This window comes from Burkholderia sp. AW33-5 (assembly GCF_053427615.1).
Map to the genome: position 1 here is coordinate 43,431 of NZ_JBSAXA010000018.1, position 16,713 is coordinate 60,143.

15 protein-coding genes are annotated in these 16,713 nt (G+C 68.4%); all 15 read right to left on the reverse strand.

The genetic code is table 11. The features are described 5' to 3' along the window. Positions 1–10: 10 nt before the first annotated feature. Entirely contained in the window at positions 11–826 is an 816-nt protein-coding gene (locus ACV22V_RS24295; RefSeq protein WP_448015753.1) for an SDR family NAD(P)-dependent oxidoreductase, read from the reverse strand. Positions 827–849: 23 nt separating this feature from the next. Continuing rightward, a complete protein-coding gene (gene araH / locus ACV22V_RS24300) occupies positions 850–1,866 on the reverse strand; it encodes an L-arabinose ABC transporter permease AraH (protein WP_059465359.1) in 1,017 nt (338 codons plus the stop codon). Between the two features lie 80 nt (positions 1,867–1,946). After that, complete coding sequence (araG, locus tag ACV22V_RS24305; protein ID WP_448015754.1) at positions 1,947–3,467, reverse strand: L-arabinose ABC transporter ATP-binding protein AraG; 1,521 nt, start codon at positions 3,465–3,467, stop codon at positions 1,947–1,949. Between the two features lie 67 nt (positions 3,468–3,534). After that, positions 3,535–4,530 carry an arabinose ABC transporter substrate-binding protein gene (locus ACV22V_RS24310; protein ID WP_059535248.1) on the reverse strand — a complete coding sequence of 332 codons (996 nt, stop codon included), beginning with the start codon at positions 4,528–4,530 and terminating at the stop codon, positions 3,535–3,537. 102 nt (positions 4,531–4,632) lie between these two features. Further along, positions 4,633–5,412 (reverse strand): SDR family oxidoreductase, encoded by a 780-nt coding sequence (locus ACV22V_RS24315; RefSeq protein ID WP_059700746.1) that lies wholly within the window; start codon positions 5,410–5,412, stop codon positions 4,633–4,635. Continuing rightward, positions 5,412–6,089, reverse strand: coding sequence for a 2-dehydro-3-deoxy-6-phosphogalactonate aldolase (locus tag ACV22V_RS24320; protein ID WP_448015755.1), 678 nt, complete (start codon positions 6,087–6,089; stop codon positions 5,412–5,414). Before ACV22V_RS24320 ends, ACV22V_RS24315 begins: the two co-directional genes overlap by 1 nt. 22 nt (positions 6,090–6,111) lie before the next feature. Further along, a complete protein-coding gene (locus ACV22V_RS24325; RefSeq protein ID WP_448015756.1) occupies positions 6,112–7,137 on the reverse strand; it encodes a 2-dehydro-3-deoxygalactonokinase in 1,026 nt (341 codons plus the stop codon). Further along, positions 7,134–8,033: an IclR family transcriptional regulator gene (locus ACV22V_RS24330; RefSeq protein WP_059465354.1), complete on the reverse strand. Its 900-nt coding sequence runs from the start codon at positions 8,031–8,033 to the stop codon at positions 7,134–7,136. The genes ACV22V_RS24325 and ACV22V_RS24330 overlap by 4 nt, the downstream gene beginning before the upstream one ends. A 351-nt stretch (positions 8,034–8,384) precedes the next feature. Further along, positions 8,385–8,789 carry an EF-hand domain-containing protein gene (locus ACV22V_RS24335; RefSeq protein WP_223962796.1) on the reverse strand — a complete coding sequence of 135 codons (405 nt, stop codon included), beginning with the start codon at positions 8,787–8,789 and terminating at the stop codon, positions 8,385–8,387. Between the two features lie 84 nt (positions 8,790–8,873). Continuing rightward, complete coding sequence (locus tag ACV22V_RS24340; protein WP_448015757.1) at positions 8,874–10,484, reverse strand: S10 family peptidase; 1,611 nt, start codon at positions 10,482–10,484, stop codon at positions 8,874–8,876. Positions 10,485–10,910: 426 nt separating this feature from the next. After that, positions 10,911–11,648 carry a monofunctional biosynthetic peptidoglycan transglycosylase gene (gene mtgA, locus ACV22V_RS24345; protein WP_448015758.1) on the reverse strand — a complete coding sequence of 246 codons (738 nt, stop codon included), beginning with the start codon at positions 11,646–11,648 and terminating at the stop codon, positions 10,911–10,913. 14 nt (positions 11,649–11,662) lie between these two features. Continuing rightward, positions 11,663–12,529 (reverse strand): shikimate dehydrogenase, encoded by an 867-nt coding sequence (aroE, locus tag ACV22V_RS24350; RefSeq protein ID WP_059689097.1) that lies wholly within the window; start codon positions 12,527–12,529, stop codon positions 11,663–11,665. After that, on the reverse strand, positions 12,526–14,625 hold the full coding sequence (locus tag ACV22V_RS24355; protein WP_059820712.1) for an RNB domain-containing ribonuclease: 2,100 nt from the start codon (positions 14,623–14,625) through the stop codon (positions 12,526–12,528). Before ACV22V_RS24355 ends, aroE begins: the two co-directional genes overlap by 4 nt. Positions 14,626–14,706: 81 nt before the next feature. Then, a complete protein-coding gene (locus ACV22V_RS24360) occupies positions 14,707–15,276 on the reverse strand; it encodes a YqiA/YcfP family alpha/beta fold hydrolase (RefSeq protein WP_059700721.1) in 570 nt (189 codons plus the stop codon). Then, complete coding sequence (mpl, locus tag ACV22V_RS24365; protein WP_448015759.1) at positions 15,273–16,658, reverse strand: UDP-N-acetylmuramate:L-alanyl-gamma-D-glutamyl-meso-diaminopimelate ligase; 1,386 nt, start codon at positions 16,656–16,658, stop codon at positions 15,273–15,275. Before mpl ends, ACV22V_RS24360 begins: the two co-directional genes overlap by 4 nt. Between the last annotated feature and the right edge of the window lie 55 nt (positions 16,659–16,713).

Consider the following 16,713-nt stretch of genomic DNA (forward strand, 5'->3'; position numbering starts at 1 on the left):
ACGTCGGCAATCAGGCCCAGCCGCCGTCGACCACCACGTCCTGCGCGGTGATCATCCGGCTGTCGTCGGCCGCGAGAAACAGCGCCATGCGCGCGAGATCGTCCGGCAGCAGCTCGGCGTCGATGCACTGGCCGGCCTTGATCGCCGCACGGCCCGCGTCGTCGAGCCACAGCCTGCGCTGCTTGTCGGTCATCACCCAGCCGGGCACCAGCGAATTCACGCGGATCCCGAACGGGCCGAGATCGCGCGCGAGCCCGCGCGTGAGGCCCTGCACGGCCGCCTTCGCCATCACGTAGACGGGGTAGCCGCCGTTCTTCAGCATCCAGCTGATCGAGCCGAGATTGATGATCGCGCCGCCGCCGCGCTGCTTCATGTCGTCGATCACCGCCTGCGCGGCGAAGAACTGATGGCGCAGGTTCACCGCGATGCCCGCGTCGAACGATTCGGGCGTCACGTCGCCGATCGCGTGGCGCGCGTCGTTCGCCGCGTTGTTCACGAGCACCGCGATCGCGCCGATGCGCGCGCGGATCGCGTCGATCGCATGGCGCAGCGCGTCGATGTCGGTCAGATCGCACGGGATGAACAGCGGCGCGTGGCGCACGTCCGGCGCCTGCGCGAGGTTTTCCGCAAGCGCCTGGCCCGCGTGCGCGTCGAGATCGACGAACGCCACGCGCGCGCCCTGCCGCGCAAAGTGCTCGACGAACGCCGCGCCGATTCCGGTCGCGCCGCCCGTGATCAGCACCGCGCGATCCTCCAGGCTCGGGTAGCGCGCATAGCGCGCGTCGCTCGCGGCGCGCGGATCCTGCGCGGAAGTTTCGTTGGTCATGCGAATCGTCTCCGTGGAATCGGTCAGTCGCGTACGCCGCGGTTCTTCAGCTGGTCGAGCAGCACGGCCGCGAGCAGGATCGCGCCGCGCACCAGGTACTGGTAGAACGCGTCGATGTTCAACAGGTTCATCACGTTCTCGACGGTGCCCATGATCAGCACGCCGATCACGACGCCCGAGATCGTCGCGCGGCCGCCCATCAGCGACACGCCGCCGAGCACGCACGCGGAGATCACGTTCAGCTCGAAACCCTGCGCCGCGTTCGGCTGGCCCGACGTGATGCGCGATGCGAGGATCACCCCGGCGAGCGCCGTCACCGCGCCCTGGATCAGGAAGATGTACACGCGCGTGCGTTCGACGTTGATCCCCGCGAGGCGCGACGCCTCGGGATTGCCGCCGATCGCGAGCGTGTTGCGGCCGTACACGGTCTGGTTCAGCAGCACGCCGAACACGATGAAGCACATGAGCGTGACCCAGATCGGCAGCGAGACGCCGAAGAGCGACAGCCCGCCGAGCGCGATGAATGTATCCGACGACACGCCGACCGCCTGCCCCTTCGACACGATGAAGCCGAGCCCGCGCACGATTTCCATCGTCGCGAGCGTCGTGATCAGCGCGTTGATGCGCAGGTACGCGATCACCGCGCCGTTCACGAAGCCGATCGCCGCCCCGGCCGCGACCGCCGCGACGATCGCGACGAACGTGTTGTCGGTCGCATTCAGCACCATCGCGCACAGCACGCCCGAGAACGCGACGGTCGAGCCGATCGACAGGTCGAAGTCGCGCGAGGCCAGACAGAACATCATCGTGCACGCGACCATCCCGATCTGCGAGATCGACAGCGCGAGGCCGAGCATGTTGTCGATCGAGAAGAAGTGATCGACCGTCAGCGACATCGTCACGAACATCACCGCGAAGATCGCGATCAGGCTGTATTCGGTGAGGTGCTGCCACCACTTCTGGCGGTCGCTCTGCTGGGGGACCAGCGCGTCGGCCGACGGCTTCACGGCTGCGCTGGCGAGGTTTTCCCTGACTTGCATGGTTGTGTCTCCTGCTCCTGCATCGCGCGGCCCGCGCCGCGCTTGATCGATTCGAATGTCGTGCGCCGCCCGTGGCGACCTCACGCTGCGTCAGCCGCCTCGACGACGCTCGTCTGCGGCAGCGCGAGGCTCAGCACCGCATGCTCGTTCGCCTGCTCGCGCGGCAGCTCGCCCGCGATGCGGCCTTCGCGCATCACGACGATGCGGTCGGACACGCCGAGCACTTCCGGCAGTTCCGACGACACCATCACGATCGCGCAGCCGCGCTCCGCAAGCCGGTAGATCACGTCGTAGATCTCGTGCTTCGCGCCGACGTCGATGCCGCGCGTCGGCTCGTCGAGGATCACGACCTTGAGGTCGGGCTCCGCGAGCCAGCGCGACAGGATCGCCTTCTGCTGGTTGCCGCCCGACAGGAAGCGGATCTTCTGCCGCCGGTTCGGCGTCTTGATCTTCAGCCGCTGGATGAAGCGGTCGGCCGTTTCGCTTTCGGTCTTGCGGTCGATGAACAGGCCCGCGCGCAGCGAATGGCGGCGGCAGCTGATGTTGATGTTCTCCGCGACCGACGCCATCGCGATGATCCCTTCCTCCTTGCGGTCTTCCGGGCACAGCACGATGCCGTGACGGATCGCGTCGCCGGTGCGCTTCACGTCGATGCGCTTGCCGTCGAGCGTCAGCGCGCCCGCACGCCGACGGTCCGCGCCGTACACGAGCCGCATCAGTTCGCTGCGCCCCGCGCCGACCAGCCCGAAGAAGCCGACGATCTCGCCCGCGCGCACCGAGAAGCTCGCGGGTTCGCGCAACGCGGGGCCGTCGACGCCTTCGGCCAAAAACCGCACGTCGCCGAGCGCACGCGGCGCGTAGTGATAAATGTCCGCGATCTCGCGCCCGACCATCTCGGCGACCAGCCGCTCGCGCGGCACGTCGGCGAGCGATTCGTGCGACGCGATCTTGCGCCCGTCGCGAAAGATCGTGCACGCATCGCACAGCCGGTAGATCTCGTCCATCCGGTGCGAGATGTAGATCAGCGCGCGGCCCTGCGCGCGCAGGTCGTCGACGAGCTTGAACAGCACCTCGGTCTCGCGATGCGACAGCGAGCTCGTCGGTTCGTCGAGCGCGATCACGCGCGCGTTGCGCATCAGCGCCTTGCATATCTCGACCATCTGCCGCTGCGCGATCGACAGCCGCCCGAGTTTCGCGTCGGGATCGAGATCGACGCCCATCGCGGCAAGCCGCTCGCGCACATGGCGCTTCGCCTCGCCCTTCCTCACCCAGCCGAGCGCATTCGGCAAGCGGCCGAGCAGCAGGTTCTCCGCGACCGTCAGGTCGGGCACGTACTGCAACTCCTGGTGAATCACCGCAATGCCGGCCGCGATCGACGCGGCCGCACTCGAAAAATGCACGGGCTGGCCGTCGACCAGCACGCTGCCCGCATCGGGCTGGTATTCGCCGCCGAGAATCTTCAGCAGCGTCGACTTGCCCGCGCCGTTCTCGCCCATCAGGCCATGCACCTCGCCCGCGTGCACGTCGAACGAGATGCCGTCGAGTGCGCGCACGCCGGGAAATACCTTGCCGATATTGTCAAAACGCAGTGCCGCTGACACGTCGTCTCCCTGCTTCCAGTTCCATCGATCGCCGGCCGCCGCATCGCCGCGGCAGCCGGCGGGCCGCTTACTTCGATGCGAGCCCCATCTCCTCGCGCACCTTCGACACGTTGTCGCGCGTCGCGAGCATGCCCGTCGTCAGCGTCAGCGCCGGCGGTGCCTTGCCCTGCGTGATCCACGCGTACATCAGGTCCGAGGTTTCCTCGCCGTGGCGCTTCGGGCTGATGATCACGGTGCCGTAGAAGCCCGTCGGCTGCGGCTTCTTGAACTCGTTCAGCGCCGAATCGGAACCGCCGATGCCGATGCCGATCATGTTGTCCGCCTTGAAGCCGCGTCCTTCCGCCGCGCGCACCGCGCCGAGCACGGCCTCGTCGTTCAGGCCGTACGCGACCCAGTGCTTGAACTGCGGGTTCTTGGTGAGCGCGATGTTCGCCGCGTTGAACGCGTTCTCGGTGTCGGTCTTCGCCTGCGGCGCCGCGATCACGTTCGCCTTCGGGAAGCCGGCCGCCACCAGCGCGTCGGTCGCGCCGCTCGTGCGGTCGTGCGCGGTCGGCAGCTGCTCGTAGGTGATGTCGATCGCGCCGACGTCCTTCATGTCCCAGCCGCGCTTCTTGATCTCGGCCGCGATGCCGTCGCCGACCTGCTTGCCGATGTTGTACGCGGAGATCCCCATGTGCGGCACCGCATCGATCGGCTTGCCCGCGCCGTCGACGAGGCGGTCGTCGACCGTCATCATCTTCAGGTTGTGCGACTTCGCCTTCGCGACGATGCCCGGCCCGAGCTTCACGTCGGGCGTGCAGATGATGAAGCCCTGCGCCTTCTGCGCGGACAGGTTGTCGATCGCGCTCATCACCTTCTCGCCCGACGGCGCGCCGATCTTCACGAGCGTGAAGCCCTTGTTCTTCGCCGCGATCTCGGCGAACTTCCACTCGTCCTGGAACCACGGCTCTTCCGGCTGCTTCACCAGGAAGCCGATCTTGACCGGGTCGGCCGCATGCGCGACCGGGCTGCCGATCACCACTGCCGCCGCGGCGGCCAGCGTTACGAAGGTTCTGCGTTTCATCTCCAGTGTCTCCTTGTCTTCATCGAACGGAATGCAGCCGCTTGTTGGTTTCGACGCAGCGTGCGCGCGGCCGTCGCACGTGCGGTCTGTCGAATCGTTGCGTCAGTCGTGGTACAGCGCCGCGCGCCCGCCGTCGACGGTGATGCACGCGGCATTGATGAACGGCGCCTCGTCGGACGCGAGGAACACGGCCGTCATCGCGACTTCCTCCGGTTTGCCGATCCGCTTCATCGGCTGCAGCGCGAGCGTCTCGGCGCGCGCCGCGGCCGGGTCGGCCTGCGCGTCCCACCAGTCGCGCGTGAGCTGCGTCTCGATGTAGCCCGGCGCGATCGCGTTCACGCGCACGTTGCGCGCCGCGTATTCGATGCCGAGCGCACGCGTGAGGCCCAGCACGCCGTGCTTCGCGACCGGGTACGGAAAGCAGCCCGGGATGATCCGGAACGCATGCGTCGACGCGATGTTCACGATGCTGCCGCGACCGCGTTCGACCATCCCCGGCAGCGCCGCGCGGCAGCCGTGCCACACGCCGTCGAGGTCGACCGCGAAGCAGCGGCGCCAGTCTTCGTCCGTCATCGTCAGCGGATCGGCGAACACGTTGATGCCGGCGTTGTTCACCAGCACGTCGAGCGGGCCGAATGCGGCCTCGGTCTGCGCGAGCGCGTCGCGCACCGAATCCTGCCGCGTGACGTCCGCAAGCAGCGGCAGCACGCGCGCGCCGTCGATGTCGTCGGCGATCGCCGCGGCCGTGCGCTGCGCTTGCGGGAAGTCGAGGTCGACGAGCGCGACGGCCGCGCCCTCGCGCGCGAACGCCCGCGCGATCGCGGCGCCGATCCCGCGGCCCGCGCCCGTCACCATCGCGACCTTGCCCGCGAGACGTCCCATCATGCGGCTCCGCCGCGCGCCGCGCGCAGGCCGGCCTGGAGCGCGCGCGCGTTCGCCGCGGTCTCGTTCGCCGACTGGCCGGGCCGGTACAGCGCCGACCCGAGCCCGAAGCCGTTGGCGCCGGCCGCGAGGAACGGCTGCATGTTGTCCGGGGAAATTCCGCCGACCGGAATCAGCGGCACCGCGCGGTCGATCACCGCGCGCCACGCCTTCACGACGGCCACGCCGAGCTGCTCGGCCGGGAACATCTTCAGCACGTCGGCGCCGTTCGCGAGCGCGGCGAACGCCTCGGTCGGCGTCGCGACGCCCGGTGCGCTCGCGAGCCCGCGCTCGCGTGCACGGCGGATCACGGCCGCGTCGCTGTGCGGCATCACGATCAGCGTGCCGCCCGCGTCCTGCACGCGGTCGACATGCTCGGCGCGCAGCACGGTGCCGGCGCCGACGATCATGTCGTCGGGCAGCGCGCGGCGCAGCGCGGCGATGCTGCCGAACGGATCCGGCGAGTTGAGCGGCACCTCGACGATCCGGAAGCCCGCTTCGTGCAGCGCAAGGCCGTGGTCGGCCGCTTCGGCGGGCGTGATGCCGCGCATGATCGCGATCAGCGGACACGCGTCGAACGCGCGCATCAGCGCGGCGTGCGGCGTGTACGGTGCGGGCAGCGTAAGGTCGGACGACATCGACGGTTCCTCTTCAATCGGTTCACTGGTCGGCGCAGACGGGCTCGCCGTCCGCGCGCACGAGCCCGGCGCGCGACGCGATCCACCACAAGCCGCGCTCCGTCGCCTGCGCGACGACGCGCGCGTGCGTGCAGCCGAACACGCTCAACGCGTCGACGTAGCGCGCGCACAATCCGTCGTCGCCGATCAGCAGCAGCGGCTGGTTCGCGAGCGCGACGCCGCGTTCCGCGAGCATCGCGTCGAGCGCGTTCAGCTCATGGCCGATCAGCAGGCCGGACAGGTAATCGCCCTGCGCATCGGGCGCGAGCCGGTCGGTCAGGCCGAGCGTGCGCGTGCTGAAAATCGTCGCGAGCAGCCCCGCGCGCTGCGCGCCGCGAGCCACCGCGACACCTCGCGCGAATGCCACGCGGTCGGGCGATTCGCTCGCGCGCATCGTGCGGCCGAGGATCGTGTGATCGCGCAGCGCCGCGAACAGCTCGCCGGTCATGAAAGTCTGGAAGCGCTCGATGAGCCCGTCCTTCACCCATGCCCATTTCGCATGCGTGCCCGGCAAGCCGATCAGTACGCCTGAACGATCTGCATCAAGCATGGGATCGTTCGCGAGTGCGCCGAATATCTGCGTTTCTTCGCCGCGCATCACGTCGGGCAAGTCGCCCGTCGCGATCACGCCCGGCACGATCGACACCGTCGTGCCGCGCGACGTCGTCACCGCGACGAGCCCCGCGACGAGCGCGTCGGCGCCGGCCGGCACCTGGACGTACGGCGCCTCGCGCCAGCCCTGCGCGCTGCCGACCATCCCCGCTGCCAGCACCGGCACGCCCGGCGCGCGGTCGAGCCAGTCGCCGCACGCTTCCTCGAACACGACGTCGAACGCACGCGCGCCGCCGGCCGGCACGTGCATCACGCCCGCGGCACGGCTGCGCGTGTCGAGCAGCGCCCCGTGCGCGTCGAACAGATACGCGCGCAGCGACGTCGTGCCCCAGTCGAGCGCGATCAGCGACGGTGCGGCGCAGGAGGCGTCCGGAGCGGTCCGGGTCGAATTGGTCATCGTTTGATCCTGCGGGTACCCTGCGGCGGGCTCCAGCCCAGTTCCGCGGAAATGGCTCGCGCTTCGCGCTGCACGAGCGGAATCAGTTCGTCCATCCGGTCGTGCGGCATGTACGGAATCGTGCTCGCGACCGATACGGCCGCGACGATCGCGCCCGACGCGTCACGGATCGGCGCGGCCACGCAGCGGATCGACGCCTCGTTTTCCTCGAGGTCGAACGTGTAGCCGCCGGCCGCGTAATGCGCCATGCGCTGCAGGAACGCGCTGGTCTCGGGCCGGTTGTCCGGCTTGAAGTTGACGCCGGCCAGCGCGCGCCGCGCGGCTTCGAACAACGAGCGCCACAGGTCCGGATCGAGGTCGAGCATCATCGCCTTGCCGATGCCGGTCGACGCGAGCGGCATCCGGTGGCCGACACGCGAGCGCATCTCGAGGCCGCGCGTGCCGGGGATCTTGTCGATGTACAGCACGTCGTCGCCGTCGCGCACGCCGAGGTGGATCGTGTCGAGCGTCGCTTCGGCGAGCGCCTCGAGGTGCGGCCGCGCAACCGCCGTGAGCGGCATCTGCTCGAGCGCGATCGTGCCGAGCTCGATCAGCTTCGGGCCGAGCAGATAGCCGCCCTGCACCTGGCGCAGGTAGCGCGCCTGCACGAGGCTGCTGACGAGACGGTGTGTCGTGCTGCGCGTCGTGCCGAGCGCGGCGCCGATCGCACGCATGTCGCGCGCGCCGTTCGCGATCGCTTCGAGGATCGCGAGGCCGCGCAACAGCGTCTGCGTGCCGGCCTGCTGCGCGGCGAGGTCGAGCGGCGTGCTGGTCGCGCCGATGGTGTCGGTGAGCGGCGCATCGTCCGGCGTCGCGCGCCGGGCGTCGAGAGCAAGGGAATCGGGCATCTTGGTCATGGAACGTGCTTCTTCAGCGGAATCGGGGAAGCCGCTGTCGCGACGCCGGAACGAGGTCGGGCGTCGCGGCAACGCGGCGGTCGATGCACCGAGGAAAGCGCCCGGCGAACTTCATGGAATGTGTCTCCGTGTGCGTCGGGCGCCGCGCGATGCGTGGGTCCGAAGCTGTCGATGTGCTTCGGATTGTAGGAGCGCACGCATTCGCCTCCAATATTTGAATGCGTTGTCCAGATAATGAGATAAACCGGCAAAGTGCTGCGGTGGCCGTCGCGAAACGGCCGCGCCATGCGCACGGGGGCGGAACCCGACACGTCGCGGGTTCCGCCCCCGTGTTGGTCATGCGCGCCGCGCTTACTGCTGGTTCGTGCTGCGCGCCTGCATGTAGCGCTGCACGTCGGAGAACGACACGCGACCGCTACCGCTCGCGTCGATCTGCCGGAAGTGATTCGCGACATAGCCGAGGCCGGCCGCGCGCGCCTGCGCTTCGGTGATCGAGCCGGTGTTCTGCGTATCGGCCGCGCCGAACTGCCGCGCGAGCTTGCGCACCACCTGCGCGTGCAGCGCGGCGCCCGTCGTCTGCGTGCCGGCGGTCGGCTTGCGCGCGGCCGGCGGCACGTACGGATCGCCGAGCTGCGCCTGGCGCGCGCGCGCCGGGGTGGCGGCGTCGCTCGCCTGCGCGAACGCGGACACCGATGCGAATGCTGCAACGCCGGCGCACGCGAGCGCGGCGGCAACGACGATGAAACGTTTCTTCATGTCAGGCTCCAGTCTGGAATGAGGTCGTCGACGGCCGGCGAACGGCGCCGCCACGGGCGCGCGTCGCCAGGCCCGCACATCGCATCAGTGCGCGGCCGCGTTGTAGAAAGTCACGAGGTCGGCTTTCTCCTGCGGACGCGACGTATCGTCGAGATAGACCATGTGTCCACCCTGATAGTCCTTGATCGTCAGGTTCGGTTGCGCGCCGAGCCGCGCGAGGTCGAGCTCGGTCTGGTAGAACGGCGTCGCGATGTCGTGATACCCGTTCAGCGACAGCACCTTCAGCGACGGATTCAGCGTCAGCGCAGCCGCGAGATCGGGAATCGTGTCGGGCATCGCGAGGCCGTCGTGCGTCCAGTCCCAGGTCTGGATCGCATTGCTGCTGAGCGAATACGCCGACTGCGCGCTGTACTTCAGCACGTTCGGCAGGTAGCTGCCGATCGTGTCGGTGAACGGCTTCGTGATGAACGTGCTCGACGGGTCGCCGTCCGCCGCGAGCGGGCTCGACGACGGCACGTTCACGCGCGCGTCGTAGCGGCCGATCAGCGTGCCCGGGATCAGCGACACCTGGAAGCTGTTGTCGAAGAAGGTCGGGACGACGTTGAAGTCCGCGTTCCACAGCGACTGCTTCACGCCGGTCGAATTCACCATCGTCGTGACGAGCGTCGGCGGGGGCGGCGTGTGGCTCGCGAGATACGCGTTCACGGCGGGCACGTAACTGCCGGCCATCAGCTGGCGCATCTGGTCCGCATATTGCGGCAGGCTCGACGGGTTCGGGTTGTCGAGCTGGTAGTACGCGCCGACGGTGCCGTAGGACGGCACGAAGCCCGCGCAACTCACGGGGCTCGCCCCGTTGTTCGAGTTGCCGACATAGTCGCTCGCCATGTCGCAGTTCGCGTTGTAGTTCAGGATCGACGACTGCAGCACGATGCCGTCGAGCTTCACGCCGGCCGTCTCGAGCAGGTTCGCGAGCACGTCGGTGCGCGGCGTGCCGTACGACTCGCCGAACAGGTATTTCGGCGAAGTGTCGCGCTGGTTCACGGCGATGTAGCGCGTCACGAAGTCGCGGAACGCGCCGCCGTCCTGGTCGACGCCCCAGAACGTCTGGTTCGTGTTCGGCGCGATCGCCTCCGAGAAGCCGGTGCCGATCGCATCGACGAACACGAGGTCGGTCGTATCGAGCAGGCTTTCCGCGTTGTCGACGAACGGGAACGTCGACGCGTTCGCGTTCGGGTCGCCCGTCTGGATCCGCTTCGGACCGAACGAGCCGAGATGGAGCCACACCGATGCGGAGCCGGGGCCGCCGTTGTACAGGAACGTGACCGGCCGCTTCGCCGCGGGCTGGTTGTCGGCGGTGTACGCGACGTAGAAGAACGATGCTTCGGGCGCGCCCGTCTGCGGATTGCGCGCGACGAGGTGGCCGGCGGTGGCCGTGTAGCGAATCGTCTTGCCGTTCAGCGTGATCTGGTGATGGGTGACGGCGGCCTTTTCGACCGCGGCGGACGCGTCGAGCGACGCGGTCGCGCTCGACGAATAACTGTTGGGATCGTTGTACGGCTTGTCCACCTGAGCGGCGGGATCGGCTGAATTGTCGGTACCTGCTGCGGAGGACGACGACACGTCGTCGTTGCAGGCCGTCAGAATCAGCGAAGAGAACACAACTCCCAACAACAGCTTCGCTTTGCTCGCTGGCATCGTTGCTTTCCTTCTCTCGAATGTTTTTTGTGTCGAGCAGCCGGGTAAGCCGCCCCCCGCCTCGATTGCGGCCGATAAGCCGAGGCGCTGGCCAATATACGTGAGCGGGTCGGCTTTGAAAAATTTGGAAATATTCGAGCGACGCGCGGTGCGGTGCACACCTTTCAGGAATGCTTCGATTACCGAACCATTGTTTTTCGGCAGCCTTTCAACTGCTTTCGCGTTTACCCGGAAACACTAAAACCGCGCGGATTTCGTGCCATATCGTCAAACAAAATCCCGCGCGGGCGGGCATTGCTCAGTAAAGCGAAATAGACGAATTCGTCTAATGGATATGTCCCGAAATGCGGGTGACATGAATGCGCTGCAGCGCACCAATGGCGCGCCGGCGACGGAACGGACAATGTGACGTCGCGGGCGCGCCGCTCACTGCGATTGCGGAAGTTCGGCCGCGCCCATCCGGCGGGCGATCACGGCCGCGCGCTGCGCCTGGTACGCCGAGCCGCGGTGCGCGTCGAACCAGCGCGGCTTCGGCAGCATCACCGCGAGGCGCGCCGACTGCCACGCGCCGAGCCGGCTCGCGGGAATCCTGTAGTAATAGCGGGCGGCGGCCTCGGCACCGTACACGCCGCGGCCCCATTCGACGGAATTCAGGTAGATCTCGAAGATTCGCTCCTTGTCGAGCACCGTCTCGAGCATCCACGTGATGATCAGCTCCTGCCCCTTGCGGATGTAGCTCTTCTCGCGCGACAGGAACAGATTGCGCGCGAGTTGCTGCGTGATCGTCGAACCGCCCGCGACGATCCGTCCGCGCGCCTTGTTCTTCTCCCACGCCTGCAGGATCGCGTCGACGTCGTAGCCGTTGTTGGTCGCGAACGTCGAATCCTCCGACGCGATCAGCGCGCGCTTCAGGTTGCGCGAGATCTGGTCGTACGGCACCCACTGGTGCTGGATCCGCGCGGGCGGATTGTCGCGCGACAGCCACCACGCGTCGGTCCGCATGAACGCGGTGGAACCCGGATTGATGAACGACCACAGCGCGATCTGCACGAGATAGAACAGCTGCGTCGCGAGCCACGCGCCCGCGAACACCGAACCCGCATAGACGATCCAGCGGGTCGGGCTGATCGTCCGCGCGCGCTGCGTGCCGCTTACCGCCACCACCTGCCGCGCTCCGGTCAGGCCGCCGCGAGCGCCTGGCGCAGCGCGGCCAGCACCGGTGCGCCGTCCGGCCGCACGCCGCGCCAGATGAAGAACGATTCGGCCGCCTGCTCGACCAGCATCCCGAGCCCGTCGGCCGTGCGTGCGCCGAGCGACGCCGCATGCTGCATGAACACGGTCGGCTGCGCGCCGTACATCATGTCGTACGCGAGCGTGCCCGCGCCGAACGCGGCCGCGTCGCACTCCGGCAGCGCCGCGTCGAGGCTGCCGGCCGTCGCGTTGACGATCACGTCGTACGGTTCCGCACGCACGGTGTCCGGGCCGCCGCCCGACAGCACGCAGCCCGCATCGTGCGCGGCCTGCGTGAACTGACCGACGAGCGCCTCGGCCTTGCTCGCGGTGCGGTTCACGATCGTGATCGACAGCGGCGCGCGCTCGAGCATCGGCAACACGACGCCACGCGCCGCACCGCCCGCGCCGAGCAGCAGGATGCGCGCGCCCGCGAGCGACACGCCGAGATTCGATTCGATGTCGCGCACGAGGCCGACGCCGTCCGTGTTGTCGCCGTAGATGCGGCCGTCGGCTTCGATGCGCAGCGTGTTGACCGCGCCCGCCGCGGCCGCGCGCGGCGACAGCGTATCGGCGAGCGCGTGCGCGTCGAGCTTGAACGGCACCGTCACGTTCGCGCCGCGCCCGCCTTCGGCGATGAATGCGCGCACGGCGGCCTCGAAACCGTCGAGCGGCGCGAGCCTGTGCTCGTAGACGATCGCCTCGCCCGTCTGCGCGGCGAACTGCGCGTGGATGAACGGCGACTTGCTGTGCGCCACCGGATTGCCGAACACCACGTAGCGGTCGGCGCCGCTCGTCGACGCGGCTGCGTTCATGATGCGCGTCCCTCTTCGCTCTCTTCGCTTTCCTGGCCGTTGCCGCTCGCAGCCTCGCCGCCTTCGACCGCCGCGCCGTCCGCTTCGGCCAGTGCCTCGGCCTCGGCTTCCGCCGACGCGTCTTCCGCATCGACCAGCGTGTCGTCGCCGCCTTCGGTCTCGTCTTCGTCGTCGGCCGCGTCGCCGCTCGTCACGGTCGGCGCGTCGAGCACGTTCAGCAGCCGCACCGACGCCTCGATCGTCAGCTCGTCGAGCGACATCACGTCGAGCAGCACGCGCGTGCCGCGCGCATGCACGCCGAGCCCCGGCACGTGCAGCAGCAGCGGAATTTCCTCGAGGCGCACCAGGTCGCCCTTCACGACGCTCGCGACGACCTGCTTCTTCTGCTCCTGCGCGAGCCAGCGCAGGCACCAGAAGTACTCCATCCGGCGCTGGTAGTCGGCGTAGGCGGTATAGGTGTCGTCGAAGCCCTGCACGACCGCGTACAGGTCGGCATCCTTCGGCTTGAACGGCGCGGCGAGCTTCGCGGTGACGCCGTGCTGCACGCACGCGAGCAGTTGCCACTGGTTCACGAGGTCGACGTAGCGGCGCAGCGGCGACGTGCTCCACGCGTACTGCGCGACGCCGAGGCCTTCGTGCGGCGCGGCCGTCGTCTGCATCCGCGTGCGCTTCGGGCCCGGCGCGCCGAAACCGCGCTGCGAGCGATAGATGCCGGGCACCGTGTGATCGTGCAGGAACGCGCCCCACGTCGAGTTCGCGAGGATCGCGAGCTCCGACACGATCAGGTCGAGCGGCGACCCGCGGCGACGCGGCGTGATCGTCACGTGCTCGCCTTCGACGTAGAAGTTGTAGTCGGTGTTGCGCTGCACTTCGCGCTTCAGGCCGTAGCCCGCGCGCGCGACCTGGCGCTTCTCGAACAGCGCCTGCGCGAGCGGCCACAGCACGGCGATGTCGTCCTTGTGCGGGTAGTCGCCGGTGCCGGCCGCGAGCGTCTCTTCGTTGACGAGCTCGTCGAGCGTGTTGTGGCGCAGGTTGTTCTTCACGAACACGAGTTCGGCACGCGTCTCGTTCGCGACGATCTCCTGCGTCTCGCGGTTGACGATGATGTACAGCGACAGCGCCGGGCGGTAATCGCCTTCCTTCAGCGTGAACACGTCGACGACGTCGTCCGGCAGCATCGTGATCTTGTCGCCCGGCATGTAGACGGTCGACAGGCGCGCGCGCGCGATCGCGTCGACCGCGTCGCCGCGCACGATGCCGAGCGCCGGCGCCGCGATGTGCACGCCGATCCGCACGCGACCGTCGGACAGGTGTTCGACCGAGAACGCGTCGTCGATTTCGGTCGTCGTGATGTCGTCGATCGAGAACGCCTCGACGTCCGCGCGCGGCAGGTCGTCCGGCAGCGGGCCGACCGTGACGGCGGGAAAGCCCGTGCCGTGCGGGAAGAATTCCGCGAGGAAGCGCGCCTCGTGCAGCGCACGCGGCGACGCGATGCCGCCGCAGTCGAGCATCAGCCGCGCCGGCGACACGCCGCGCGCCCCAGCGGCCGCTTCCATCGCCTTGTATTCGATCGCGTTCTTGTCCGGCCGCGTCAGCAGCCCGAGCACCTTGCCCGCGAACGCTTCCGGCAGCTTGCCGGCCTTCAGTTCCTCTTCATACTGCGCCTGGACGAGCGCCTGCTGGCGCTTGCGCTCGAGCGACGCGAGCGCCATCTTGAGCTGCTCTTCCGGCGCCCGCTGATACTGGCCGCGCCCCTTGCGTCGGAAGTAGACGGGCGAGCCGTGCAGCCGCAACACCAGCGCCGCGCGCTCGACCGGGCCGTAGGTCGCGCCGAAATATTCCGAGGCGAGCGCCGTATATGCGAATTCCTCGGCCGGCGCGCATTCCCACAGGAAGTCCAGGTCGATCTGTTGCGCGGCCGTATCGGCTTCCTGCATCAGCTCGCTCGCGGCCGGCTTCTCGAATTCGATCAGCACGTCCTTTGCACGGACCTTCGCACGCCGCCCGCCGGGCAACTCGACCTGAAATGCGTCGCCCTGGCGCGACAGCACGCTGCCCGCCTTGAAACTGCCCGATTCCTCGAAGAAAACGTTCACTCAGTACTCTCGTTCAGACTGCCGGGCACCGCATCTGCGGCGCCGCATGATGATGGGAATTCGATCGGCATGACGCCGGGTTCATGACGTTCTTTCGTCGCAAAAGGCGAGAACGTCGTCGACATAGTCGGCAAATTCGCTGATTCCATGATCGCTGCCTTCGATCACGCGCGTTTTCGCGCCCGGGTAATGGGCGAGCATCTCGCGATAGTCCAGCACTTCGTCGCCCGTCGCCGCGAACAGATAGTAGCGTTCGGGCCGCGAAATCGCCGGCACGCGCAGCGCATCGAGCTCGTGCAGGTGATGGCGTTCGACGACGATCGACCCGCCGCCGTGCCACAGCGGCTGTTCGCCCAGATACTGCTCGAGATCGCGCTGCGGCACGATCGCCGGATTCAGCACCACCGCCTTCCAGCCGTGCTTTTCGGCGAGCCAGGTCGCGTAGTAGCCGCCGAGCGAGCTGCCGATCACCGTCACGTCGCGCGCACCGGCCACCTCGGCTTCCGCGACGGCGATCGCCTCGAGCGGCGACACCGACAGCGACGGGCAGCGCCACTCGTGCGTGCGGCCGAGTTCGGCCATGCGCGCGGCGAGGAGCCGCGACTTCTGCGACTCCGGCGACGACCGGAATCCGTGCAGGTACAGGATCACGCGCGGCTCCCGAGCGCGTCGAGCAGCTTCTGGTGCACGCCGCCGAAGCCGCCATTGCTCATCACGAGCACGTGGTCGCCAGGGCGCGCGGCCTCGACGACCGACTTCACCAGCAGGTGAAGATCGTCGAACGCGCGGGCCTTGTCGCCGAGCGGCGCAAGCGCGTCGCCGAGGTTCCAGCCGAGCGCGTCGCGCCCGGTCGGGGCGCCGTAGCCGAACACCAGGTCGGCGTCGGCGAGGCTTGCCGGCAGTTGCGCCTTCATCACGCCGAGCTTCATCGTGTTCGAACGCGGCTCGAGCACGGCGAGAATGCGGGAATTTTGACGGCCGATGCGCGCACGAAGACCGGCGATCGTCGTATCGATCGCGGTCGGATGGTGCGCGAAGTCGTCGTAGACGGTCACGCCGTCCACGCTGCCGCGCACTTCCATGCGCCGCTTCACGTTACGGAACGATGCGAGGGACTCGGCGGCCTGCGCGGGCGGCACGCCGACGTGGCGCGCGGCGGCGATCGCCGCGAGCGCGTTCATCCGGTTGTGGTCGCCCTGCACCTGCCACGCGACCTCACCGACGCGCTCGGCCTGCGAATACACGGCGAAACGCTCGTCGACCGGCACGCCGTCCTCGGCAGGCAGCGCCTGCCAGCCGCCGTCGACGCCGAAGCGCTCGACCTCGCTCCAGCAGCCGCGCGCGAGCACGCGCTCCAGCGCGTCCGAGCGGCCGTTGGTCACGATCCGGCCGACGCCCGGCACGGTGCGCACGAGGTGATGGAATTGCGTTTCGATCGCGGCGAGATCCGGGAAGATGTCGGCGTGATCGAATTCGAGATTGTTGAGCACCGCGGTGCGCGGCCGGTAGTGGACGAACTTCGAGCGCTTGTCGAAGAACGCCGTGTCGTATTCGTCGGCCTCGATCACGAAGAAACTCGAATCGGTCAGCCGCGCCGACACGCCGAAGTTCAGCGGCACGCCGCCGATCAGGAAGCCCGGGTTCAGGCCGGCATCTTCCAGCAGCCACGCGAGCATCGACGACGTGGTCGTCTTGCCGTGCGTGCCCGCGACCGCCAGCACCCATTTGCCGGCCAGCACGTGCTCGCCGAGCCATTGCGGGCCCGATACATACGGCAGGCCGCGATCGAGGATCGCCTCCATCAGCGGGTTGCCGCGCGTGACGACGTTGCCGATCACGAACAGGTCGGGCTTCAGGTCGATCTGCTCGGCGCCGTAGCCCTCGATCAGCGTGATGCCCTGCGCCTCGAGCTGCGTGCTCATCGGCGGATAGACGCCCGCGTCGCAACCCGTCACCGTGTGGCCCGCCTCGCGCGCGAGCACGGCGAGACCGCCCATGAAGGTGCCGCAGATGCCAAGAATGTGGATGTGCATAGATGAATGCTTTCGCGCCGCCGGGCGCCGTCGATTCGGAAAGGAAGGTCTGCGG